This window comes from Arthrobacter sp. ISL-95 (assembly GCF_018613695.1).
In the GTDB taxonomy this organism is placed as follows: domain Bacteria; phylum Actinomycetota; class Actinomycetes; order Actinomycetales; family Micrococcaceae; genus Arthrobacter.
The window spans coordinates 46,985-70,987 of record NZ_JAGGPR010000014.1; the positions used below are offsets into that span (position 1 = coordinate 46,985).

A 24,003-nucleotide genomic window follows, 5' to 3' on the forward strand; every position below is an offset into this window, starting at 1 on the left:
CTATTTGGCCGCACCCATCCGGCGTAGAGCCCACTCCGGGAGTGTGCCAAGCTTTCGGATCCGACGCGTTTCACTGAGGCACGCGGCCTTCGTCGGCTCGGCGAGCCATTCCGGTTCTTTGTCGTAGTTGAACTCGGTTTGGTAACTCCCGGGATCCGCTGGATTGAGTGTAATGGTGGCCGCGAACCACGTATTGCCTCCGGGGCCGCGCATGATGTTCCTGGCCTCAGACATCTGGTCAGCCAAGTGTGCTGGGACTTCCGTGGTGAACCGTGCCCCTCCCGTTTCCACGTTGAAGAGGCACTCGCGATGAGAGCCGATTTCCCTGAATTCCAACCAAGCCGAAGACCACGCCGGCGGGAGGGTGGGAAACAGCTCAACAAGAACCGCGGTGATGTTATGCATGGCGTCGATGGAGCTATGCAGCCCGCCCGGCGCCCCGGCGGAGGACGGTGCGGACCACGCAGCGGCTTGGGGCACTAGTGGTGCCCGCTGCCGGAAACACCACGCGGCCGCGACAGCCAGTAAGGGTCCAAGTATGTGCGCAAGGAAGGAGTACAAAGGGTCGACGGTGCCTCTTCCTTGGGAGGAAATGGCGCTGACGATGAGCAATAAAACTATTCCAAGACCGATATTCCCCTGGTGCGCCTCGCCCATCTCCTCAAGAAGACATAAATAAGAAAAGCAAGGAGAAGTGGCGATCCGATAACCCCCAGAGGGATCCCTCCCTGAATGATCGAGCCAATGACCATCGAGGCGAGGGCAGCGAGGGCAAGGACCGGCCCCAGCCATTCAGGTGGAACAGGGCCCGTCACCTTGCGGTCGGGCTGATCACCTGTCTCTTGCGCAGCAGAATTGGCCTGATTCTCCATGGTTCCCCCATCAACTGGATTTGGCCCTTCGAGTCTAGGCCAGCACCGGCGAGCCGCCCAAGCCAGCCACCCTTCCTGCGCATAACCCGCTACCATCCACATCATGGGCATCCATATTGGCACCTCGGGCTGGAGCTATGACCATTGGGAGAACGTGTTGTATCCCCCGGGCCTTCCTGCGGCCAAGCGTCTAAGCCACTATATGTCGCGATTTAACACGGTTGAGCTGAATGCGAGTTTCTACCGATGGCCTCGCGACACTTCCTTCGCGAGTTGGAGGGAGCGACTCCCGGGTGGTTTCGCCATGTCGGTAAAAGCGCCGCGAGGTCTTACGCACGGCAAGAAGCTCTATAGTCCCGAAGTTTGGGTGGAACGGATTGTGCGCTGCTGGCACGAACTCGGCGACAAAAGGGCTGTCCTGCTGGTCCAGCTACCACCTGATTTTCAACGGGACGACGCCCGACTCGACTACTTCCTGGCCACCGTTCCGCAGTGGGTTCGCATCGCCGTCGAGTTTCGTCATGACAGTTGGGACCACCCGGACGTGTACGCCCTGCTGGAGCGTCGAGGCGCCGCCTACTGCATCATGAGCGGCGCCCATCTGCCGTGCATCCTCCGGGCCACCGCACCATTCGTGTACGTTCGACTGCACGGCCCGGACCATGAGCACCTCTACGGCGGCTCATACGCCGATGATGATCTCCGCTGGTGGGCGGACCGGATTCGTGAGTGGGACGGCTACGGCAAGGACGTATACGTCTATTTCAACAACGACGGCGGTGGTAACGCCGTGCGCAACGCTGACACTTTGCGGTGGCTGCTTGGGGTCAGTTGACTCTCTACGTCAGGCGACCCCGGACGATCTCGCTGACAGTCTTGCCGTCGAAGCGTCCTGCAACCTTGGCGGTGACCGGCTTCATGACGGCTCCGATGGAGCGCATGGAAAGCTCCTGGCCATCAGCCTTCAGCGCCTTGATGGCGTCGTCAACAATTGCTTCCACTTCTTCGCGAGTGAGCGCCTTCGGCAGGTAAGCCTCGATGATTTCAGCCTCGGCGACTTCCGCGGTTGCACGGTCTGACTCGCCGGCCTCGGTGTAGATGCGGGCTGTGTCCCGGCGCTTTGCGGCTTCCTTCTGAAGGAGTGAGGTCACCTGTGCGTCGTCCAGCTCTACAGGGGTCTTTCCGGACTTTTCGCGGGTAGTAATCTCGCCAAGGACGTTGCGGACGGTGGTGAGGGCTACCTTGTTGCCGGCCTTCATGTGGTCAACGACGTCGGCTTTCAAGCGTTCTTTGAGTGTCATGATGTTGCTCCTTGTTGGGGATTCCTTCTGCTATCTTCCCAGCTTGGGCGCTCAAGGTGGTCTCCCGCCGCACGCCACCAGCCTCTAGCATGAATGGCGTGATGCTACAGGCTTGTCTCAACGGCGCCAGGGAAATATCGCGCCATCCTCGATTGGCCACTGATCCGGCCGCCCTGGCAAGAGAAGCGGCGGCAGCCGTGGCTGCCGGCGCGCACACCTTGCATGTCCATCCGAAGAATCCGCAAGGTCAGGACACCCTGGAACCCCAACACGTAGCCGCGTGGTTAACTGCTCTCCGTGCAGCATGCCCGGGCACACCAGTGGGGGTGACAACGGGCGCTTGGAGTTCCCCCGATGCACCAGCCCGGCTGAAGATGATCGAGTCCTGGTACGAGCTACCCGATTTCGCTTCCGTGAATTGGCATGAGGAAGGTGCAGAGGAGGTGGCCGGACTCCTTCACCACCGGGGCGTCGGCATCGAGGCGGGCATTTGGCAGGCTTACGCTGCACGCCGGTGGGCTTCCTCCCCGCTCCGGTACAAATGTTTGAGGGTGTTGATCGAAGTGCAGGACGTTCCAGCCGAAACCGTGGAGAGCGAAGCCGCACGCCTCCTGGAACTGGTGAAGGAACCAGGTCAATCCGAAAGCCGGCAAGCATTCCAGGCACCCGCCCTGCTCCACGGTGAGGAACGGTCAACGTGGGTTGCGCTGCAGCTTGCTGCCCGGTGGGGTTTGGACACCAGAATCGGCCTCGAGGACACCCTCCTGCTACCCGACGGAGTCCAAGCTGACGGCAATGCCGAGCTCGTTGCTGCGGCCAAATTTTTCCTTGCGATTTGAATAGTAAGCATGCTTAGCTTATCGAGTCACTGGAAATCGGGATTATCCAGGAAACCAGTTGACCCGCCAACCGCACAAAGGAGCCTTAGCGCCTAGGAGGGACTCCCATGCCACTTTCAGAAAGGGAGCGCAAAGTTCTTCAGCAGCTTGAGCGCGAACTTTTCATCCAAGACCCGGATCTGGCCAGACAACTGGAATCCGGGGTTCCCGTACGCGGCCCGGTTCAACCTCGCATGCGCGATGTCCTGGCCGTCGCCGTCGGTGTGCTGTTGATCCTGCTGGCCGTCCCTCTGCAAGCGTTCCCGATTACGCTCGCCGGTATACTCCTTGCCGGTCACGGAATGTTGGCTCACCGCGCCTATAAGAACGAGTCCTCGTCACGACTCCTCTGAAGGCAACGACCCCGGCGGATCCTGCTCGGTGGTTTCCTTCTCGATCGGCCCGCTGACTACTACCTGCGCAGGGCTATGAAGGAGATAGCCGTTGAGCCAGGAGAACAAGGCGCGGATCTTTTGCTGGAGACCGGACAGCAGGGCAAGGTGCACCAAGAGCCAGGACAGGAAAGCCAGGATGCCTTGGAGCTGGATTCGTTTGCGGCCCAGCTCTGCCACGGCAGCGCCACGCCCCACCATGGCCATATAGCCTTTGTCCACATATCGGAAGGGGGTGCGGCTGCCCCCGCTAAGGTCCGCAAGGATGTTCTTGGCCGCCCATTTGCCGGCCTGTTGCGCCACCGATCCCAGCTGCGGCAGCTTTGCCCCCGTTGAGTCGGTGATGTTGGCCGCATCTCCGATGACGTAGACTCCGTCCGCGTCGGGAGCGGTGAGGTCGGTGCGGACATCAATTCGCCCGCCTCGCCCCTGGGCAAGACCCGATCCGGCAATGAGGTCGCCCGCTTTTAGTCCACCGGCCCACACCACGATCTGCCCGGGTACAGAACTCCCGTCCGCCAAAGTCACTCCGCCCGGCCGGACTTCGGTCACGCCTACTCCCATGTGGAGTTGGACGCCCACCTTCTTCAAATGATCGGTGGCGTAGCTCTGCGACTTGGCGGAGAACATGTTCAGGACGCTGGGCACCATGTCCACCAAATGGACCCGGCAGCGTGCCGCGAGTTCCGGCGAGAAGTACTTGCTCACCACGTATTTGACGTTCTCGGCCATGGCTCCGGCTGTTTCAACTCCTGTGGGCCCGCCTCCCACCACAACTACATCCACAGACCCGTCCGGGTTTCTATCGGCTTTGTCCAAGAGCCGGGTTAGGCCAGTCCCCAGCTTCGTCGCATCCGTGACGGAGTACAGCGGGAAGGCGTGTTCTTCCGCGCCGGGTGTATTGAAGAAATTCGGGACAGCCCCCACGGCAATGACCAGGACATCTGCCCGCAACGCGTGGCCATCAGCAGTTTTGACCACCCTCTCCGCTGAGTCAACGGAGTCCACCTTTGAGGTCAGAACCTTGACAGTCTTATAGCGTCGGAAAACGGACCGCAGTGGCCTGGCGATGGCTGACACTCCAATTTGCGAGGTGGCCACCTGATAAAGGAGCGGTTGGAACTGGTGATAGTTATTTGCGTCGATCAGCAAGACACGAACGCCCTTGCGCCCCAGCTCCTTGGCTGCTGCTACGCCCGCGAATCCGGCACCGACAATGATGACTGGGTATGAGTCCTCCATGCGAGCAACTTACTGCACTCCAAGTTCCCGCAACAGAGGTTCGCGATCGCCGTCGAGCGTTTATCCTCTGTTTCTGTGGGTACGCAGTGGATAGTGTTCTGCATTCGGCAACGCACGCGGAAGGGTGATTTTAGTGAACGAGGACGGGCTGACGGACGCAGTGCAGGAGGCCGGAGCCGTGGAGTTGCTCCTGATCCGGCACGGCGAGAGCGAAGGCAACGTGGCCGCAACGGAAGCGCGGTTGGCTGGAGCCGAAGTCATTGAGGTTCCGGCCAGGGACGCGGATGTCAATCTATCGGGCACGGGACTGGACCAGGCCAAAGCACTGGGAACAGCGCTGGCGCGGATCGCCGATGAACTCCGACCGGATGCAATCGTCTCCTCCCCCTATGCGAGGGCCCGGCAAACAGCGGAAATTGCTGTTGAGACCGCTGGCTGGCCCGTGACGGTGCTCACTGATGAGCGTCTCCGCGACAGGGAGCTGGGCATTTTGGACCGGCTGACGCGCCTGGGTGTTGAGACCCGATATCCGGACGAAGCCGAGAGGCGGCTGTGGCTGGGCAAACTGTACTATAGGCCGCCCGGTGGTGAGTCGTGGGCTGACGTGGCGCTCCGCCTGCGTTCAATCCTGGATGAGCTCAATACGTTGGGAGCAGGGCAGCGGGTGATGTTGGTTTGCCACGATGCCGTCATCCTGCTGGTCCGTTATGTCTTGGAAGGGATGTCTGAGCAGGAAATCCTCGACCTTGCGGCCAACACGTCGGTGTTGAACGCATCGATCACCCGCTACGTGCGGCCTTCGGGCGCGGGGCCCTGGCAGCTGGAGAGCTTCAATGTGGCTGACCACCTCACAGAGCAGGGTGTCACCGTCACCGAACACGCCGGAGATGCCAGTGTCCACCCACAGTGATTCCAACGCCCCCACGCTGGTTACACCATCGCTTCTGCGTGACTGGCCGTTGCCCGCCCCCGGAGAGGACAAGTATTCCCGCGGCGCAGTGCTGGTGATCGGTGGTGCACGCGCGACTCCTGGCGCGGCATTGCTGGCCGGCACCTCAGCCCTTCGTGCCGGCGCGGGAAAGATCACCTTGGCCGTGGCCGAATCCGTAGCGGTCTCAGTGGGAGTTGCGCTCCCGGAGTGCGGTTCCGTGGGCATGCCCGAGACGCCTGAAGGGTCCGTTACCGGAGAAGGACTGAACCGGATCTCCTCCTACTTGGATCGTGCTGATGCGGTGCTGATTGGTCCGGGCTTGGATGATCCGGAACTCGCCGAATCGCTGCTGCGAGCGCTGCTGGAGCGGGAAAAGTCCCACACGGCCACCAACGACGGCGGTACTCCCGCGATCGTTCTGGATGCCTACGCTTTGGCTGGGTTAGTGAAGATCCAAGATGATTCGGGGCCGTGGAGGGGACGGTTGATCCTCACACCGAACCCGACAGAGGCCGGATTTCTCCTGGGCCGGGACACGGAGGATCTGGGAGCCGATGTTGCCGAGATCGCCCGGCGGTTTGATGCCGTGGTGAGTTGCCAGGGCTACATCGCGGGGCCGTCCGCCGAGGCGGATGATTCGGCACTGTGGAAGATCACCACCGGCTACGGCGGTCTAGGCACGTCAGGCAGCGGTGATGTTTTGGCAGGGGCAATCGCCGGGCTCCGCGCGCGCGGTACCAGCGGTGCCCAAGCCGCCTGCTGGGGCACCCATCTTCACGCGGCCGCCGCCGACCGTCTCGCCAGCAAGCTCGGTCCCCTGGGTTTCCTGGCCCGCGAGCTCGCCGATGAACTGCCCGCCCTCATGCTGGAGCTCAATACCTGATTCCTTTAGGCTTCCAGCATGGGGACCAAGGGAAACAGCTCTCAGACATCGCGCGTCATCGTCAGCATCGTTGGGCTGCTGACAATAGCGGGATACACGCTCACCTCAGCGTTGCAGATCCTCGTGTGGAATCCACTCGCCGCCGTTCCGGGCGCCAGTTTGGACGAGATACATGAGGGATTGGCCCGACGCAACGAGTCAATTTCCTTAGTGGGAGTTCTGACCTGGTCAGGCATCGGAACGCTTCTTGGTGTGCTTGTGGTTCTGCTGACTGCAACACGGGTTATCTCACGGATGAGAACCGTTGTGATTTTCCAACTTTTGATCCTGGTGCTCGGCGCACCCATGTACTTCTTCGCATCCTTCTCCGCCGGAATGGCCTTGGCGGACGCCTTCTTCATTTCCGGTGGTGATTACGCTCCGTGGGGCAGTCTGCTGTGCTTGGTTAGCGGGGCGGCATTGGTCGGCGTGCTGATGGTGATGATCTTTCGCGGAAAGCCGGGGTGCATCGGGTCCGCACTTAAGCCGGCTTCAACAATTCATGCTCGACGACGGCGGTACGGGACAGGGTCTTATACCCTTCCTGTTCGAACAGAACAGTCATGACGTCATCCTCGTGCTGCATCACCAACCCAGGCCCCCATTCTTTATGGATCACGGTGGACTGCAACGGGAACAAAGTCTCGGCAGCTAAGGGGCGCTGGCCGACGTCACCCGGCCCAGCGGCGTCGGGTGTTTTCGCGCAAGCATCGCAGTTGCCGCAGGGCCGCGGCAGGTCCTCCCCGAAGTAGCCCAGCAGGAACCGGCGACGGCAAGCGTCCGTCTCCGCGTACCCCCGCATCATGGTGAGCCGGGACTGGTCAACGCGTTGACGCGCCTCAGCCAACTGGAGGGCCCGATTTACCAGCCCGGTCAGCTTGGCTTTGGAGCTGAGCCGGGTGCCGCGCTTGCCGGTTTTCACGGCACCCGCTTCCTCCAGCTGGTTCACTAGTGCGGTGACACGGCGGGCAGGAAAGCCGGTGAGCTCCACCAGGGCCGTTTTCGGAGCAGGTGCGCCGGCGTTCTTGATGACCTTCAGCATGGCCATGAGCTCCTCCGCATCCGGAGCATGGGTGGCGAAGAACCTACGCAGCCCAAGGTCCTCGGCGCGGTAATGCAGTATGGCGGCAGCAGATTCACCGTCACGGCCCGCGCGGCCGATTTCCTGGTAGTAAGCGTCCAGGGACTCCGGAATATCTGCGTGCACCACAAACCGGACATTGGGTTTGTCGATCCCCATGCCAAAAGCTGTAGTGGCAACCACTACATCCAGCAGGTCGTCCAAGAATCGCTCATGGATGCTTTCCCGGTCAGCGTCCGCCCTGCCCGCGTGATAAGCCTCGGCGCGCAGACCGTGCTCTGTCAGGGCGGCCGCGTACTTCTCGGTGTCCTTGCGGGTAGCGGCATACAGCAGGCCCATGCCCTCCGACGTGGCAAGCTCGACAACCTGCGCCACCACAGCTTTGCGCTTGCCTTTGTCCTCTTGGTGCCGGACAACATCGAGGCTAATGTTGGGGCGGTCGAAACCACGGACCAGAACCAACGGTTCCGTCATGCCCAGCCTCTTGACGATCTCCTCACGCACGGGTGGCGACGCAGTTGCGGTCAGTGCTATAACCGCCGGGTTGCCCAGGCGCTCGCGGACGCTGCCCAGTTCCAGGTAGTCCGGGCGGAAGTCGTGTCCCCAGGAGGATACGCAATGCGCCTCGTCCACTACGAACATTGTGATGTTCAGCTTGGCGATCCGCTCCACGGTTTCCTGCTTGGCCAATTGCTCAGGCGCGAGGAACAGGAAGATCGCTTTTCCGGTTTCCACTGCCTCCCAGGCTGCCTCCACCTCCGAAGCGCTGAGGGAAGAATTGATGACGACGGCGGTGCCCTCACCCAAGTCCTCAGTCAGCCCATCCATTTGGTCTTCTTGTAAGGCAATGAGAGGAGAAACGACGACGGCGGGCCGGCCCGTTGTGTTGTGAAGGTGAAGTGCTGCGACTTGATAGGTAGCGGATTTTCCGTACCCGGTGGGCATGACGGCGAGGACATCACGCCCCTCGACGAGGGCAGTCATACCTGCCAGTTGGCCGTCGCGCAGTTCAGGCAAGGAAAAGGAAGAGGCCGCCAGGGCGGTCAGGGCAAGGTCATCGGACATTAAGATGTGGCTCCGCGTTGTGATTCCTGCGGCCACTTGCATCAGCCGAGGTGACCAGCCTAGCGCGGGCGAGGCCCCGCCGTCGTACGCCCTTTGTCAGGTTGTGGATAACCTCGGGTGATGACGTAACGCGGAGTTCGTCCACCCACGCCCGGGTTGTCAAAAATACTCCCCGACCCGAAAGGTAATCAGGCTACTTATCAACGAAGCCCAAAGTGCCTATGCTTATCACATGGAGCCCACTTCAGCCATCCTTCTAGTGCTAATCGGCGTGGTTGTCTGGCTCGCGGGCACCATCCTGCCACTGGCCTTACTCCCCTCCTCGCGTGCAGAAGAGGAGCGCAAGCCCAAGGCACGCCACCCCCGCCACCCAAGGGGTGAGCCGCGCGCCGTCCACCGGTTCCGGCCATCCTCATTGAGGGTCCATTCGGCGCACCGCACGCGGCCACACAGCGCTTAGTACGGGGTTCGCCGCCTATAGAGGGTTGCCAAACTCGCGAATGCTGATCCGGGTGAAGTTTGCTGAACCACCATCCGCATAGAGTGAAAGCCCGGTGTCGCCCTCCAGGAAATGGACCTGCTGTGAAATCACCGTGTGACCCGAATTAATAAACACCTCGACGCTCTGAGTGTCCACAAAGATGCGCAGGTGGACTGACCGCGCATTGGCATCGATAGGCGCAGCAGCCCGAGTGTACGGCACCAGAGAGTATCCACTCTGGTCCGACGGCGCGCGGTCGACGTACAACTCATCGCCATACTTGCCGATATTCGTGAGGCGGAAGCCATCCGGGGAGCGGCCAACAGATACCCCGACGTTCGTGGCGTTGGTCCATGAAATGTCGAGCTCAAGCTCGTAAGCACGGCCGCTCCATGGCAGTACCACGCTGCCGTTAACCGTGCGGTCGGGCAGGGTGGTAGTTGCTGTCGCATAATCCCGCAATGCGCCAACCGGGGAGCTGATCAAGCTGTACCAACCTCCTGATTGACGTTCCAGCCGCAGTTCACGCGTTATGGAATTCTGCCCGTTATACCCGTCGGATACATCTGTCGGCACGTCGCGGGCAGCGTACTTCCAGTTGTTCATCCACGCGATAGCCAGGCGCTTCGTTTCGGGCGCATCAACCGACGGCCACGTCACGGCGGCATACCAGTCCCAGCCCCAGTCGAGCCACTGCGGAGTGAGGTCGTCGGCAATGAACGCCGTGCCGTTCCAGCTACCCGTCCAATACGCAAAGGTCATGGGCAAATCGATACTGTAGGCGTCCATGCTCGCACCGAACACCCAATGCCGGATGCCGTCGTCGGCCGTCATTTCGAACAGATCCAGACACTCGATTCCGCCCAGGGCGTGGTTCGGGTAGTCGAAGTTCGATTTCCAGCTCCAATCCCGCAGGTTTGCCGAAGAGTAAAAGGCTGCGTAGCGCGCCCGTCCGATCACACACACCCACTCATTGCGTGCAGCATCCCAGTGGATCTTCGGGTCGCGGAACCACTCTGCGTTCTCAATCTCAGCTTGGGTGCTGGCAGTTCGTCCGTCGGTGTTGACGATCACCGGCTCCGGAAGCGCGGAGAACGTGTAGCCGCCATCGGTAGACCAATAGAGGTATTGCTCCTGGAACTTTCGAATGCCATCAGTTGGTTGCGTGGCAAGCGCGACTACCGCCCCCACACCGAACCCAGCGGTGTTGGCCGTGTCCACAACCGCTGATCCCGACCACACCGGGAAGTCGGGCTGCAGAGGCATCACCACACCATGGTGCGTGAAGGCCACTCCGTCACCTGTAGATGCGTGGTCCCACCCGCCCGGGCCGTTGTTCTGACCAGAGTGGAGGTAGTAGAGCTGATAGGCGCCGTTGGTATGGACGGGACGCTGCGGATCGCACAACCAGCCCGACGGCGGAGTCATGTGGTAGATGGCCCGAAGCGATGCCTGGGCATGCGCGGCTGCAGGTATGGCATTGCTCAGGAACAGCGAGATCGCGCCAACTCCTGCGCCTTGCAAGGCAGTGCGTCGAGAAATGTGATTCGTCATTGATTCGTTCCTCTCAGCGTTTGGGGCAGCAGTGCGCCAAACGTCATCCAGCGGGTGGGAAGCCGAAGCTATGCAGGACACTAGCGGCAGTAGCCGAGACTGGTCAAGCGTTTTAGCAAGGGAGAAAGAAATTTGCTAAAACGCTTGAACAGCATGGAAATTCACGCTAACTTACGAGTGATCAAACGCTTTAGCAGAATGGACATCAGCGCAGATGAAACGCTCAGTCTTCTTCCAACCAGCCGACGGCTGGGTTGGAGACCTCATCCCCTTCGAAAAGGACGGGGAGTTCTGGCTCTTCTACCTTCACGAAGACCGCTCAGACCCAAAACCGGGTACCTCATGGAATCTGGTCACCACCAAAGACCTCACCCAGTTTGAGGACCACGGCGTATCGCTGCACCACGGCAGCGAAACGGATCTGGACTTCAACGCCTACACAGGCAGCATCGTCACGGACGGGTCCGGCGTCCATCACCTGTTCTACACCGGACAGAACCCCCGCAATCTAGGTCCTGATGGGGCGCCCCTGCAGTTGGTCATGCATGCCACGAGTACTGACGGAATGCGGACCTGGCTCAAGCACCCCGAGCACACCTTCGGCGCCCCAGCCGGCTATGAGTCCGGTGATTGGCGCGATCCCTTTGTGTTCTGGGATGACAGCAAGAACCTGTGGAGGATGCTTCTCGCGGCAAGGCACTCAACCGGGCCCGAACGCCGCCGCGGCGTCATCGCACAGTGCGTATCCCCGGACCTGATGACGTGGCAGCACACCGAACCGTTCTGGGACCCGCGCCGCTACATCACGCACGAATGCCCGGACGTCTTTGCCTGGGGTGACTGGTGGTACATGGTGTACTCCGAGTTCTCGGAAACGTTCACCACCCGCTACCGGATGGCCAAGAGCCCCGACGGCCCGTGGATGGTGCCCGCTTTGGACAGCATCGACGGCCGCGCCTTCTACGCCTCAAAGACGGCAGAACGCGACGGGCGGCGCTTCTTCTTCGGATGGATTGCCAGCAAAGAAGGCAACACCGATCACGGGCCATGGCAGTGGGCAGGAACCATGTCCGTGCTGGAAGCCCTCCAAAACCCTGACGGGACCTTGGGATTTTCGTTCGCGGATGAACTCGTGGAGAGCTTCTGGGAAGACGTCCCGGTTTCCCTGACCGGCGCGTTGCCGGCGCGGCTCGAGGTGCCGGACGGGTACGCGGCCGTGGTGTCCGACGAGGAATTACCGCAGCAGTTTTACGCCAAAGCGGTACTGGATATCACTCCCAATACAACCGAGTGCGGTTTGCTGCTCCGCTCGAGCCACGACGGCGACCATTCCTACGTCCTGCGTCTGGAGCCCAAGCGTGGCCGGCTCGTTTTCGACCGCTGGCCGCGCGCCATTACCGGCGATGCGCAGTGGCACGTCTCCGGGGACGTCCCTTTCGACGTCGAACTTGAGCGGCCCTGTGAGCTCACCCCTGGCGAGCACACCCTTGAGGTCATCGTCGACGGCGACACTTGCGTCGCCGTCGTCGACCGTCAAGTGGCGCTCAGCGCCAGGATCTACGACCTAACTACCGGCCGGATCGGCGTCTTCGCCGGAGAAGGAACCGTGACCCTTACCGAACTTGAGATACGCCAGCGTACCGACAACTGAATACCCCTCACCCCAACCTCTGTTCCAATCAAGGGAGATTGCCGCAATGAAGAAACTATTCCGTGCTGCCGCCGTCGCAGCCGCCGCCGCTTTGGCTTTGACAGCTTGTGGCGGCGGAGGTGCCGCCACTGACCCCTCCAATGTCAGCCCCACCGGGGAGATCAAACCCCGCGAAATATCCTGGCTGCTCTCCAGGCCCGCCGACGGAGCTGTCATCAACATCATGAAAAAGCTCGCGGACGACTACGCCACGGACCACCCGGGCTTCGCACTGAACCTCATCACCACCCCGGACCGGCCCTCCTACATTCAAAAACTTGAAACCCTGGCCGCGGCCAACAAGCTGCCGGAATTGTTCGACACTGATGCCACCCCCTTCGCTCAGGAACTTGCCAAGCAAGGAAAAATGGTGGAAGCCGACAAGCTCCTGAAATCACTGGACGTCTATGACGACTACCGCCCCGGCGCACTGGACTACCAGCGTTTCGACGACGGCTCCCTGTACATGATTCCGTTCCAGTTCGAGCTCGAATTCATCTGGTACAACAAGGCATTGTTTGAAAAGGCAGGCGTTTCCGTGCCGAAGTCACTCGATGACATTCCCGCCATGTGCACTGCTCTGCGGAATGCAGGGATCACACCTATCGCCATTGACGGTCAGGACCAGTGGCCGCTGGAACGCTATGTTGCGTACCAGCCGTTCCGTGAAGCGGGACCGGACTTCGTCCAGAAGCTGAAGAAGGGCGAGGCATCTTTTACTGACGACGCCGGACAGAAGACGGTGAAGTGGATGGCTGACCTAGGGAAGGCGAAGTGCTTCCAGGATGGATTCTCCGCGCAGGGTTACTCGGATGCGCAGAACCAGTTCACCTCGGGACAAGCTGCCATGTACAACATCGGCACCTGGGAACTCCCGAGCCTCGCCACGGACAAGCTCAACTCCGAGGTCCGGAACGACACCGATTTCTTCACGTTGCCCACCACCGAAGGCTCGGTGACCTCCGCCAACGAGTTCGTCTCCCCCTCCGGCATTGGCATGGCAGTGAACTCCAAGACCTACGATCCGCTGGTGAGCGACTTCCTGAAGTTCGCCTTGAACAAGTACCCGGCTGAGTATGCCGCCACCGGCGCCCTCTCCCCCACCACCAACGTGCAAACTGCCATTCCCGGGAACGCGACTCCGCTGTACAAGAAAGCGCTCGAAACGGCCAACACCCTTGGGGACAAGCAAGCCATGCCGTGGGATACCCAGCTTGACCCCACCACCAACGGCCGGCTGCAGCAGGAACTCGTTCTCCTGGTCCAGGGCAACATCACGCCCGAACAGTTCACCAAGACCATGGACGACGCCATCAAGCAGAACGCCCCCAAGTTCTTCAAGTAAACCGAAGCAGCGGGGGCTCCCAAGGCCCCCGCCCGAAAGGCCCACCATGCTACCCAACAGGTCAAGGACCTCCGTCCTGGTCTTCCTGCTTCCACCCCTGCTGCTGTACTGCGCAGCCGTACTCTTCCCTATTCTTCAGTCCCTGTTCCTGAGCTTCTTCTCCTGGAACGGGATCAGCGAAATGGAGTTCGTTGGGCTCGCCAACTACGTCCGGATGCTCACCGCGGACGATATCTTCTGGAGATCCTTTTTCAACGCACTCCTCTACCTGGCCATCTGCCTGGTGCTGCAACTCGGCGGAGCACTGGTTGTAGCCAGCCTGCTCACGTCCCTGCGTCGGGGCCGGGAACTCATCAAAACCCTGTACTTGCTGCCAGCGGTGATCTCCACCGTCGCCATTGCCTTCCTCTTTATCCGTATCTACTCCATCGACCCGGTTGGCCTGTTGAATCAGCTGCTGCATTGGGTGGGTTTGGGATCCCTTGAGCGGGCTTGGCTCTCCGACGTGAACACCGTGCTGGCAGCCGTATCCGCCCCTGAAGGCTGGCGGTTCACCGGGCTTTACATGCTCATCATCTACGCTGCTCTGATCGCCGTGCCCAAGGAACTGGAAGAAGCCGCAGTCCTGGACGGCGCCTCGAAGTGGACACTCTTCACCAAGATCCGGTTCCCCTATATACGTCCCGTATGGATCACCACCACCATCATGGCCACCACCTACGGCCTGCGCGGTTTCGATATCCCGTACCTCATGACCAATGGTGGCCCCGGGCAGTCCTCCGAGCTGCTCACCACCTATATGTACAAGACAGCCTTCACCAGCACGGACTTCGGCTACGCAAGTACCATCTCCGTCTTCATCGTGATCGAGTGCCTCGTCGCCGTCGGCCTCATCTTGTTCATGCTCAAGCGGAAGGCAGATTCATGATCACCCAGACAGCCCCGATTACCCCGCGCGCGTCGGCTCCGTCCTCGCCGGTTCATCAACGACGACGCCGCAAGCCGAGCCTGCACCGGACACTCTCGCGGGTCTTGATCATGCTCATCGTGATCGTCCAGGTCTACCCGCTCGCCTGGCTGTTCCTTACCAGCCTGCGGACAGAACACGACTTCGCAACCGGTGATCCGTTCGCACTTCCGAGTTCGTTAACATGGGAAAACTACGCAAGGGCCTTCGAAACGGGCGACTTGGGCCGGAACATCCTGAACAGTTTCATTGTCACCATGGGCGCCAACATCCTCATTGTGCTGTTCGGCATGATGGCCGCCTACGCCATCCAGGTCCTCGGTTTCCGCCTGAGCCGTTTCGTCCGTGCCCTGTTCCTGATTGGAATCATTGTTCCGGTTCAGATCGCATTGGTCCCGCTGTTCATCGACTACTCCGCAGTCAACCTGCTGGACACCTACCAGTCGATGATTATCCCTTTGGCCGGTTTCGCCCTGCCGATGTCCATCTACCTTTTTTCGTCCTTCTTCGAATACATTCCGCGCGAAACCTACGAGGCAGCATCACTGGATGGGGCTGGCCCGTACAGGATTTTTGGACTGATCACCCTGCCGCTGTCACTCAACACCGTGGTCACTGTTGTCCTGGTGAACAGCATCTTCATTTGGAACGACTTCATCTTCGCCAACAGCTTTGTCCTGTCCGAGGACCTGAAGACCATTCCACTAGGCCTACAAAATTACATCGGCGCCATGGGCAAGGTGGATTGGACGGCCACTTTTGCTGCGGTGTGCGTAACCATAACTCCCTTGCTCCTGGTCTTCCTCGTCCTGAACAAGGCCATGATTCAAGGCTTGGAAAGCGGGGCGACGAAGGGATGACCACTACGGCAGACGGATATACTCCAGACGGAGGACAGATGATTTCGCAGGAGAAAAATTCAGGCAACGCGGCCAGCCCCATAGTTCATGCCAAAGCAGACCGCGCCAATCCGGTGACCCTCCGCGAAGTCGCTGAACTAGCCGGTGTTTCCACTGCCACGGTCTCGTTGGTCATCAACAAAAAGAAGAACGCACGCATCGCGGATGAGACACGTCAACGGGTCACGGAGGCGATCGCCCAGCTGGGCTACCGCCCAAATGCCATGGCCAAAACGTTGGTCAGCGGAACCTCAAAGTTCATTGGGTTGGTCGCCGACGGCGTAGCCACCACGCCCTTCGCCGGCCAGATCATCCATGGGGCTCAGGACGAAGCCTGGAAACATGGTTACGCGCTCCTGATCGCCAACACCGAAGGCAACCAGGACCTCGAAAAAGACGCAATCGCCATGATGCTGGAATACAAGGTCCGCGGCATCCTGTACTCAACGTGGTTCCACCGCCCCACTGATATTCCGGAAACCCTTCGCGAGGCGGATTTTGTCCTGGTCAACTGTTTCTCCCCAGAAGCCGGTACGGCCCGCGCCGTAGTACCCGATGAGGCACAGGGAGGACAGTCCGCCACCGAGATTCTGCTCCGAGGCGGCCACCGACGAATCGCCTTCATCAACACCACCACTCCCGCTCCCGCCCGGGACGGACGACTCCAGGGCTACAGGAACGCACTGGAGGCCGCCGGAATCCCCTTCGACGCCGATTTGGTTTTGGAAGCCTACCCAGATCAGGAGGGTGGCTTCGGCGCCACCGATGAACTGCTCAAACGCAATGTCAGCGCCGTTTATTGCTACAACGACCGCATGGCAATGGGCCTCTACGACGGCCTGCGGGAAAACGGCCTCTCCATTCCGGATGACATTGCCGTGGTGGGTTTCGACAACCAGGAGGTCATCGCAGCGCACTTGCGTCCGCCCCTATCAACCGTGTCACTGCCCCATTACGAACTAGGTGCGGCGGGCGTTCGAATGCTGCTGGGCCTTGACGCTGCGCCGCTCGAGTCCGCAGTAAAGATCGCCTGCCCGGCAGTTGAGCGTGCTTCCGTTGCTGTGCACACTGCTGCCTAGAAACCTCTTGACGTTGCTTGTTGCTCGACGGCGCCAAGGGGAATAGCGTTGAGGTGGAAGCCCAGTGGTCCCCCATCACTGGGCTTCCCTTTGCCACCGTCAGGTCTTTTTTTGAAGCGTCCGTCATGAAGGGAGATCGAACTGATCAGCTTTCTCAGGGCGACTGATGCAGCCGATGAGTTAACCGGGATTGTGGGGATCGCCGCGCAGGTAATCGAGGCCCTTGGTGAATGGGGCGTGGGCTTGCTGACGCTCTTGGAGACTATTTTTCCGCCCATACCCAGTGAGGTGATCCTCCCACTGGCCGGATTCCTTACCCAACAGGGCGGCATTAACCTGATCCTGGTGTTTGTCACCAGCACACTGGGCGCCTATGCCGGAGCGATGCTTCTCTACTGGCTGGGCTACAAGGTGGGGTTGGAGAGGTCCATCAAGCTGCTTTCAAAGCTCCCGTTGGTTGACCGCGAAGATTTCGAGAAGGCCGCCGATTGGTTCAAGCGCCACGGCAGGTCAGCCATCTTCTTTGGCAGGCTGCTACCCGGCGTGCGCAGCCTCATTTCCCTGCCGGCAGGTGCCGAACGCATGAACCTGGTGACGTTCAGCATCTTTACTGTCGCGGGGACGGGCGTATGGAATGCCCTGCTCATTGGTGCGGGAGCACTTCTCGGCAAGCAATATCACTTGGTTGATCAGTACTCTCGATTCCTCAATTACGCCGTGTACGCAGGGCTTGCCGCGTTCGTCGTGTGGCTCATCATCCGGCGGGTCAAGAAGCGCAAGGAAGGCACTCGGTAGCTGAGCCCTTCACCGGAGTCGGGCCCGAACTGTCGTTTTGTCCACCTTCAGTTCTTCCAAGAGCGCAGACACGGGGTCGTGTTCTTCGCGGTCCAGAAGCGCCATTAGAAGGTTCGATGTCGTGATCTGCCTGGCCTTCTGATCCATTGCCTGTTTCACCATGTGTGCCATCACCTCCTTGGCGCCCGAACTGAACGGCGGCTTCCTCCCCTTTGTTGGCATCGCGGCCCCCTTGAGATTCTTGGTTTCGAGCCCGATAGCCTTCAGCGCGTCGGCATCCAACCGTGACGCTGCGTTATGCGCATCTTCCAGGGTGATACCGAGGACCGCAGAAGGTTCCGGTTCGTGGAGCGCCCCCAAAAGCAGGTGTTCCGTTCCCAGCCGCTTATCACCCCTGCCTCGGGCTTCTTCCATGGCGTACCCCACGATCCTGCGGGTGTCGCGGGCAAATTGTTCAAACATGACTCAAATCACTCCTTGTATTTTGCGTGTACTGATTGCCGGGAGACACCTAGGGCGTCACCGATTTGCTCCCACGTCCAACCCTGCTCGCGAGCCGCTTTCACGTGGGTAGCCTCCACCTGCTCGGCCAAGCGGTGAAGAGCTCCCACCGCGCGTAGGCCAACGGCGGGGTTCGTCGAATGGATCTGCTCGGAAAGATCATCAGTTCCCATGCTTGTCAGGCTAGGCTGACGGAGTAGTTCTGTCAACCTAGCCTGACAAGTCACTTTGCCTGGACTGACGGCTCACGGCCCCATGGGATCCCTTCGTCCTGGGGAGCTTGCCGTTAGTGTGAGCACGTTGAGTGCGCGGAGGAAGGGATGCCCTGAGTCGCAAGGGCAGCAGCGGCTTGCACTGGCGGCTCCTCGGTAAACTCCCTCCGGGCATCGTGGACCACCGCGCCATTGATGATGGTCAGGTCGGCCCGCTCACCGAGAAGTGCGGATGCTTCCAAGGCGTACAGGTTCGCCGACCAGACCACGACGTCGGCCCTCGCACCTACGCGGATGACGCCCAGTTCTGCTTCTGCGTGCCAGGCCCAAGCACCGCCTTGCGTGTAGGCGCGGATGGTTGTGTCCAGATCGAGGCGCTCGTCAGGGGTCCAAGCCGAGGCGCCGTCGAGGCCTGCCCTTGTCAGTGCCGAGTAGAAGCCCACGATCGGATCCATCTCTCCCACTTGCCAATCGCTGGAGAAGGCTAAGCGGGCCCCTGACTTGGCAAGGGACTTAAACCGCCAGGCACGGTCCCAGCGTTCCTCGCCTACGTTGTCCATCCACGTACCGGCCACCAGGTCGGGTGAGCAGTGCCGTGGCTGCATGGCCGGAACAACACCCAATTGGGCGAACCTGGGCAAGTCGGCGTCGTCGAGGCACTCCACATGGACAATCCCGTGCCGGCGGTCGGCGGTGTGGTTTTGGTGCTGGGCTTGCTCGATCGCGTCCAGAGCCATTCGTACGCCCAGGTCTCCGGTTGCGTGCGTGTGAGTCTGGAAGCCCATGCGGTCCAACTCCCCGAGCATCGCAGTGAACTCGTTCGGCGGCATGCTCGGTGCTCCTCGGTGGCCCGGCCTGTTGGCATAGTCGGCGAGCATGGCAGCGGTGTGCGGTTCAATCACATCATCGGCGTAGAGCTTGACCGGCCCAAGCCGAAGCATGTCGTCCACTGGCGCACTGTCCACTGCCTCGCGCAGATCCTTTCGGAACTCCGCATCGGAACCAACTGGATGGAAGAGAGCAGTGATCACCCGGGAGTGCATTTTCCCTTCCCGTCGCGCCCGGTACATCAGGTCAAGCTCCGCGAGTGGAACTTGGGGCTCCACCACCGTGGTGATGCCGCTGGCTGCCGCCATCGCCAAACTTGAGGTGATCCGCCGATAGCGGCGGTCCGGAGAATACATGGGGATGTCGCGTTGAAGTCCCCGCAAGCCCGCGGTGGTCATCGCGCTTGTGTAGAAGTCGGTGACCCAGCCGGTCGGCTTGCCATCGACTCCTACTTCCGGACGGCCCCATGGGATGGAAGTGCCGCGATCAATTCCAAGCACCCGCAGGGCGGCGTCGTTGAGCCATACTGAGTGTTGGTCATAGGTGGTGATGAACACCGGGCGGTCAGTCAGGCCCCGAAGATCTCCGGCGTTGGGCCGCCTACCTTCCACCACTGAATACACAGCGTTCTCGGCGCACACCCAGTCCAGATCCGGACGCTCCCTGGCGTGATTAGCGATCCGCTGGCGGACCTCCGCCAAGGAATGTGCACCCTCCAGGCTGACGGCGTCGGGATCGAACCCTAGGAGCAGGTGGTTGTGGCTGTCGATGACACCGGGTGTCAGCAGCCGCCCACTTAGGTCGATCCGCCGTCGGGCCGCTGGAGCGTCACTGTCCGTTCCCACATAGGTGATGACGCCGCCGGTGATGCCGACAGACTGGGCCCATCCGGCGTCGTCAAACGTGCGGACAGCTCCGTTGTGGAGCAGCAGGTCAAGCATTGTGGTTCTCCTCCTCAATAACAGCGTCAAGTAACAGCAGGTGGGTCCCGCTCCGCGGCCGGAGATACAGGAAGTAGTAAATGAAGCCGGCAGCCACGAATACCAAGGAAATGCCCAGGCTCAGCCATTGCGCCGGATCCAGGATGGCCACGATGAAAACCAAGCCCAGTGCCGCAATACACAGGGCGGGAGGCAATGGCCACCACGGCATCCGGTAGCCTGTCCGATTCCGGTTTGTCCGGCGGTGGTTGATGGCGGCCAGCGCGATGAAGAGATAGCTGAAAGTGAGCGTGGACCCTGTGGCGGTCAGAAGAACGTCGATAGGGACGAAGCACGCCACGAAGGCGAACACGCCCATGACGGCTGTGGCGACTACGGGTACCTGGCCCTTGCTGCTCACTTGCCGCAGGCCGCGGGAAAGACCTGCTGGCAGCGCCTGATCACGTGCGGCCGCATATAGCAGGCGGCCGGCCTGGAGGGTGATGGCAATGATGGCGTTAACGATGGCAAACGCGACGGACAAGAGGACCAACATGGTCACGGCGTCCCCTGCACGTTCGCTCAGGAAAGCCTCTACGGGGAGCACCGAGCCGAACAATTCCTCTTGGGATGAAGCCCCCAGGAGGATCGCACCCAGCGGGATTATTTCTGCGGCGATAGTCACGGCCGCACTCCAGATCACCGCACGGGCCAACGTCTTTGTGGGGTTCTTGGTTTCCTCGGCGAAGTAAACCGCTCCCCCGTAACCGTTGAAGGAGAAGATGCCCTGTGTCACGGCAATCATGAGCCCGGAGATGGCGAGCGGGGCCAAGGAGCCAGTGGCCGGGTCCAGAGCCTGGGCAGTGAAGAGAGACTCAACTGGGCGCTCAATGTGGACGAGGCCCAGGACTGCCAGAAGTACCAGTGCGGCCATTTCAATGAACAGGAAGACGCCCGTCAGCCAGGCGTTGGTCCGGATGTTGAAGCAGGCCGTGACGGTGGTGAGAACCACCACTACCAGTGCCGTCTGCTGCGGCGACAGCCCTGCAAAGGCCACTCCGAGGTAGTCGGCAACACCCAGGGCGAAGACCGCCACAATCAGGGGCAGGGACACCAAACTGATGAAAAAGGTGGCGACACCAAAAGCCGGTCCCAACGCCCGGGACACCAGCGAATAGTCGCCGCCCGCTACGGGATAGGCGGACGCGAGTTCCGCATAGCAAAAGGCCACAAGGATGCTGACGACGCCGGCTATGAGAAATCCCCACACCACCCCGGTGCCGAAAGCCGTCAAGGCGGCGCCGCCGAGGATGAAGACGCTGGAAGCAGGCGAAATCGACGACAAAGTGATGAGGATATTGCCGCCAAGCCCCAGACTGCGGGACAAGGAGGCGTCATAGTTTCCTGCTGTCCCGCTTACAGGTTTGGGAGGCTGCGCGGGAACGGAGGTGATGGGCTGTTCCATGGGAGTCCATTCAGGTCGATTTAGTTTTTTGACGTCAGCGTCAAATAACTATTGGAGTGTGGCAGTTCACATCGGATAGTGTCAAGAGCATGGCAAGACCCAACACGCAGGAACGGCGCCGCTCCGAGCTCGTCGAGGCGGCACTCAAGGAAGCCTCCACACAGGGGCTGCGCTCCCTGTCCCTGACCGACGTCGCCAAAAGGGCGGGGCTGACCAGAGGGGCGCTGCTCTACTACTTCGATGATCTGGATGCTCTCCTGGTGGAAGCCCACCGCGCCGGTACGGAGCGTTTCTGCGACCACCGGGACAGCGTGGTGGCTGAACTTGAATCACCGGCTGAAAAGCTGCGGGCAGCCATTGCCGCGGGACTGCCCAGCGGACCCGACGACGCCCTCATGCGACTGCTTTACGAGTTCGATTTCATGGCCGGCCAGTCGGACCTGCACGACACCCTGGTTCAGCAGATGTACTTGCGCCAGACCGCCACATACCGCGCCATTTTTGAGGAAGGCAATGCGTCCGGCGCCTTCACTATTTCCGCCGATCTCGATCAAGCCACAATGAACATGGTGGCGCTCGAAGACGCATACAGCTTGCATATTGTGGCAGGAAACAGGCTGGTTACCGTCGACATGGCCCGCGAGGCAATGCTCGCGTTTGCCGAGCAGATTGGGTGCCGGACTTCGGCCTGAAAGGGGCCCCGAACGACCACCCTGCCCGTATCCCGTGTCCGACAAATGTGCATTCAGTGCGTGGTACTCTTCGAGCACCAGCTCGCCGGGAGGAAGTAATTGGGTTCGGAGAAACGTCCCACCATCAGTGACGTCGCACGAGTGGCAGCCGTATCCAGGACAACAGTGTCACACGCCCTGAACAACCGGGGATACGTCGACCCCGGCACCAAAGCGCGGGTGCACTTAGCGGCCGAGGAGCTCGGATACAGGCCCAACATCCGGGCCCAGCGACTCCGTACTGGTAGCGCGCAGACGCTTGGTCTCGTCGCTTCGATGCCCGCTTCGGTTGCTGCTGGTCCTTCAAAGCTTGGGTTCTTCATGGAGGTGGCGGCCTCTGCGGCTGAAACAGCGCTGCTGAGTGGTTTCGCAATGATTCTCGTGCCGCCGCTACGGGAACGTCCGGAACTGGATCAATTCGATATTGACGGCGCAGTGGTTGTTGAACCCGAGGAAAATGACCCGGCCACGGGCCGGTTACGTGCACTGGGAGTTCCGGTAGTGAGCCTGGGCCGGCAGCCCGAGGCAGAGACTGAAATCCCCTACATCGACATGCAGTCCCACCGTACAGGGAACCTCCTGCTGGAGCACCTGTTTGAGCAGGGTTCCCGTTCCATCGCACTGATCATCGGTTCCCAACAGAGGCACTCGTACATAGATGTTTCCAGGGCCTACGAGGAGTTCACAGCGGAACACCACCTCGAGTCGCTCGTCATTCGATTGGACGAAGAGGAGGGCGAGGACGGCGGTTATCGCGCGGCCCTCGCCCTCCTGGAGTCACATCCTGAAGTTGACGGTATTTGTGCCTTGGTGGATGCTTTCGCCGTTGGCGTCGTCCGGGGCCTCCACGAAAGCGGCAAGAGAATCCCTGCGGACGTCAGGGTGGTCACCCGCTATAACGGGCTCCGGGCTCAGACGTCCGTGCCCCCGCTGACGGCGGTCAATCTTCACCTGGCCGACGCTGCTGACCTCGCCGTCGACCTCCTGCTTGAGCACCGCTCCGGGAACCGTTCCCGACATGTGGTCCTCGGCCCGGAACCTGAACTGATCCCACGGGCGTCGTCCGTCATGGTTGACCGGTCAGCCTTGGAACAGAACAGCGACTCCTGAGACCAGGGCGAAGGTGAGCACGATGGTCCTCATGCGTTTACCTCCCAGACGGTGATGAATCGCTGCACTGGCCACAGCACCGACGGCCAAGGCCGGTAGAAGGAACAATGCCATCTGGAACTGTTCAAAATGGACGTTTCCCGTTGCAGCGAGCAACGCCAGCGACATCACCTCCCCGACGAGAAAGCAGAAGGCCACGGTGGAGCGCAAAACTGCTGCCGGCCGGTGCTGGTAGGCCAGAACCAACGGGGGTCCCCCAATACCGGTTGCTGTCTCGGTGATGCCCGTGATCGTTCCAACTGCCAGCAAGGCTCCTCGTCCGGCCTTGAAGGATGGAATGATCAGGGAGACGAGGGCGGCAAGAATTGTTGAGATGCCAATGAGCAGGCTCAAACCCGAAGGGGGAACGGCGACGAGAACCCAGAATCCGCCGGCTGTGCCGGCTACCCGGCCGATGGTGATCCAACCTGCTCCACGTAGATCGAGGGCATGGCGTTCCCGCCAAACAACGTAGGCGTTCAATGGCAGCATGAGGACCAGCAACAGCACCGGCAACAGCTGCGGTTCAAAGAGCCCCACCACAGGGGCCACGATCAGGGCGAATCCCATCCCCGTGCTTCCCTGCACCAGGGATGCCACGGCTACGGTTATCGCCACCAGGATGAATATTTGCGTGCTCACTTGTTTCCTTCTGTCGGTTGTCTTGCAGCAAAGCCAAGGGCCGCGGCGCCGAAGAAACTCC

The 24,003-nt window shown here is 60.7% G+C and carries 24 protein-coding genes; 14 read left to right on the forward strand and 10 right to left on the reverse strand.

Going from position 1 to position 24,003, the window contains the following annotated elements; genetic code table 11:
- Window positions 1–480, reverse strand: a complete 480-nt coding sequence (locus J7I86_RS17610; protein ID WP_214821913.1) for a hypothetical protein — start codon at window positions 478–480, stop codon at window positions 1–3.
- Between the two features lie 495 nt (window positions 481–975).
- On the opposite strand from J7I86_RS17610, the gene J7I86_RS17615 reads away from it, so the two are divergent.
- Window positions 976–1,707: a DUF72 domain-containing protein gene (locus J7I86_RS17615; protein ID WP_214821916.1), complete on the forward strand. Its 732-nt coding sequence runs from the start codon at window positions 976–978 to the stop codon at window positions 1,705–1,707.
- A gap of 4 nt (window positions 1,708–1,711) precedes the next feature.
- Here the strand turns inward: J7I86_RS17615 and J7I86_RS17620 are convergent, their stop codons facing one another.
- Window positions 1,712–2,173: a GatB/YqeY domain-containing protein gene (locus J7I86_RS17620; protein ID WP_214821919.1), complete on the reverse strand. Its 462-nt coding sequence runs from the start codon at window positions 2,171–2,173 to the stop codon at window positions 1,712–1,714.
- 152 nt (window positions 2,174–2,325) lie between these two features.
- Here J7I86_RS17620 and J7I86_RS17625 point away from each other — a divergent pair, with 152 nt between their 5' ends.
- Complete coding sequence (locus tag J7I86_RS17625) at window positions 2,326–3,012, forward strand: 3-keto-5-aminohexanoate cleavage protein (RefSeq protein ID WP_286179970.1); 687 nt, start codon at window positions 2,326–2,328, stop codon at window positions 3,010–3,012.
- Between the two features lie 107 nt (window positions 3,013–3,119).
- Window positions 3,120–3,404: a DUF3040 domain-containing protein gene (locus tag J7I86_RS17630; RefSeq protein ID WP_214821925.1), complete on the forward strand. Its 285-nt coding sequence runs from the start codon at window positions 3,120–3,122 to the stop codon at window positions 3,402–3,404.
- Here the strand turns inward: J7I86_RS17630 and J7I86_RS17635 are convergent.
- Complete coding sequence (locus tag J7I86_RS17635; protein WP_214821928.1) at window positions 3,390–4,685, reverse strand: NAD(P)/FAD-dependent oxidoreductase; 1,296 nt, start codon at window positions 4,683–4,685, stop codon at window positions 3,390–3,392. The two genes, J7I86_RS17630 and J7I86_RS17635, sit on opposite strands and share 15 nt — an antisense overlap.
- Window positions 4,686–4,809: 124 nt before the next feature.
- Here J7I86_RS17635 and J7I86_RS17640 point away from each other — a divergent pair, with 124 nt between their 5' ends.
- Genes J7I86_RS17640 through J7I86_RS17650 form a run of 3 tightly spaced genes read left to right on the forward strand, consistent with a single transcriptional unit; the run spans window position 4,810 to window position 7,105 of the window.
- Window positions 4,810–5,595 (forward strand): histidine phosphatase family protein, encoded by a 786-nt coding sequence (locus tag J7I86_RS17640; RefSeq protein ID WP_214821931.1) that lies wholly within the window; start codon window positions 4,810–4,812, stop codon window positions 5,593–5,595.
- Complete coding sequence (locus J7I86_RS17645) at window positions 5,573–6,499, forward strand: NAD(P)H-hydrate dehydratase (protein ID WP_214821933.1); 927 nt, start codon at window positions 5,573–5,575, stop codon at window positions 6,497–6,499. The genes J7I86_RS17640 and J7I86_RS17645 overlap by 23 nt, the downstream gene beginning before the upstream one ends.
- A gap of 18 nt (window positions 6,500–6,517) precedes the next feature.
- Window positions 6,518–7,105, forward strand: coding sequence for a hypothetical protein (locus J7I86_RS17650; RefSeq protein WP_286179971.1), 588 nt, complete (start codon window positions 6,518–6,520; stop codon window positions 7,103–7,105).
- Here J7I86_RS17650 and J7I86_RS17655 read toward each other — a convergent pair.
- Together J7I86_RS17655 and J7I86_RS17660 are read right to left on the reverse strand one after the other, a co-directional pair.
- Complete coding sequence (locus J7I86_RS17655) at window positions 7,020–8,684, reverse strand: ATP-dependent DNA helicase RecQ (protein ID WP_214821935.1); 1,665 nt, start codon at window positions 8,682–8,684, stop codon at window positions 7,020–7,022. The genes J7I86_RS17650 and J7I86_RS17655 overlap by 86 nt on opposite strands.
- A gap of 475 nt (window positions 8,685–9,159) precedes the next feature.
- Window positions 9,160–10,719, reverse strand: a complete 1,560-nt coding sequence (locus J7I86_RS17660) for a glycoside hydrolase family 32 protein (protein WP_214821938.1) — start codon at window positions 10,717–10,719, stop codon at window positions 9,160–9,162.
- 214 nt (window positions 10,720–10,933) lie between these two features.
- Here J7I86_RS17660 and J7I86_RS17665 point away from each other — a divergent pair, with 214 nt between their 5' ends.
- The 6 genes from J7I86_RS17665 to J7I86_RS17690 all read left to right on the forward strand — a co-directional run bounded on the left by J7I86_RS17665 (window position 10,934) and on the right by J7I86_RS17690 (window position 17,494).
- On the forward strand, window positions 10,934–12,370 hold the full coding sequence (locus tag J7I86_RS17665) for a GH32 C-terminal domain-containing protein (protein ID WP_214821940.1): 1,437 nt from the start codon (window positions 10,934–10,936) through the stop codon (window positions 12,368–12,370).
- Between the two features lie 46 nt (window positions 12,371–12,416).
- The gene (locus J7I86_RS17670) at window positions 12,417–13,754 is read left to right on the forward strand and encodes an ABC transporter substrate-binding protein (RefSeq protein ID WP_214821942.1); all 1,338 of its coding nucleotides are present in this window, start codon (window positions 12,417–12,419) and stop codon (window positions 13,752–13,754) included.
- 46 nt (window positions 13,755–13,800) lie between these two features.
- Window positions 13,801–14,682 (forward strand): carbohydrate ABC transporter permease, encoded by an 882-nt coding sequence (locus J7I86_RS17675; RefSeq protein WP_214821944.1) that lies wholly within the window; start codon window positions 13,801–13,803, stop codon window positions 14,680–14,682.
- Entirely contained in the window at window positions 14,679–15,581 is a 903-nt protein-coding gene (locus J7I86_RS17680; RefSeq protein WP_214821946.1) for a carbohydrate ABC transporter permease, read from the forward strand. Before J7I86_RS17675 ends, J7I86_RS17680 begins: the two co-directional genes overlap by 4 nt.
- 38 nt (window positions 15,582–15,619) lie before the next feature.
- The gene (locus J7I86_RS17685; RefSeq protein ID WP_214821948.1) at window positions 15,620–16,699 is read left to right on the forward strand and encodes a LacI family DNA-binding transcriptional regulator; all 1,080 of its coding nucleotides are present in this window, start codon (window positions 15,620–15,622) and stop codon (window positions 16,697–16,699) included.
- A gap of 192 nt (window positions 16,700–16,891) precedes the next feature.
- Entirely contained in the window at window positions 16,892–17,494 is a 603-nt protein-coding gene (locus J7I86_RS17690) for a DedA family protein (protein WP_309476757.1), read from the forward strand.
- 9 nt (window positions 17,495–17,503) lie between these two features.
- Here the strand turns inward: J7I86_RS17690 and J7I86_RS17695 are convergent, their stop codons facing one another.
- The 4 genes from J7I86_RS17695 to J7I86_RS17710 all read right to left on the reverse strand — a co-directional run bounded on the left by J7I86_RS17695 (window position 17,504) and on the right by J7I86_RS17710 (window position 21,420).
- Window positions 17,504–17,956 carry a Clp protease N-terminal domain-containing protein gene (locus tag J7I86_RS17695; protein ID WP_214821956.1) on the reverse strand — a complete coding sequence of 151 codons (453 nt, stop codon included), beginning with the start codon at window positions 17,954–17,956 and terminating at the stop codon, window positions 17,504–17,506.
- An 8-nt stretch (window positions 17,957–17,964) separates the two neighbouring features.
- Entirely contained in the window at window positions 17,965–18,168 is a 204-nt protein-coding gene (locus tag J7I86_RS17700; RefSeq protein ID WP_214821958.1) for a helix-turn-helix domain-containing protein, read from the reverse strand.
- 113 nt (window positions 18,169–18,281) lie between these two features.
- Window positions 18,282–19,976 carry an amidohydrolase gene (locus J7I86_RS17705; protein WP_214821959.1) on the reverse strand — a complete coding sequence of 565 codons (1,695 nt, stop codon included), beginning with the start codon at window positions 19,974–19,976 and terminating at the stop codon, window positions 18,282–18,284.
- Window positions 19,969–21,420 carry an APC family permease gene (locus J7I86_RS17710; RefSeq protein WP_214821960.1) on the reverse strand — a complete coding sequence of 484 codons (1,452 nt, stop codon included), beginning with the start codon at window positions 21,418–21,420 and terminating at the stop codon, window positions 19,969–19,971. Before J7I86_RS17710 ends, J7I86_RS17705 begins: the two co-directional genes overlap by 8 nt.
- Before the next feature lie 89 nt (window positions 21,421–21,509).
- Between J7I86_RS17710 and J7I86_RS17715 the strand changes: the two genes are divergently transcribed.
- The gene (locus J7I86_RS17715) at window positions 21,510–22,112 is read left to right on the forward strand and encodes a TetR/AcrR family transcriptional regulator (protein WP_214821961.1); all 603 of its coding nucleotides are present in this window, start codon (window positions 21,510–21,512) and stop codon (window positions 22,110–22,112) included.
- A 99-nt stretch (window positions 22,113–22,211) separates the two neighbouring features.
- Window positions 22,212–23,261: a LacI family DNA-binding transcriptional regulator gene (locus J7I86_RS17720; RefSeq protein ID WP_214821962.1), complete on the forward strand. Its 1,050-nt coding sequence runs from the start codon at window positions 22,212–22,214 to the stop codon at window positions 23,259–23,261.
- On the opposite strand, the gene J7I86_RS17725 is transcribed toward J7I86_RS17720, so the two are convergent.
- Complete coding sequence (locus tag J7I86_RS17725) at window positions 23,232–23,942, reverse strand: sulfite exporter TauE/SafE family protein (protein WP_214821963.1); 711 nt, start codon at window positions 23,940–23,942, stop codon at window positions 23,232–23,234. The genes J7I86_RS17720 and J7I86_RS17725 overlap by 30 nt on opposite strands.
- Window positions 23,943–24,003 lie beyond the last annotated feature (61 nt).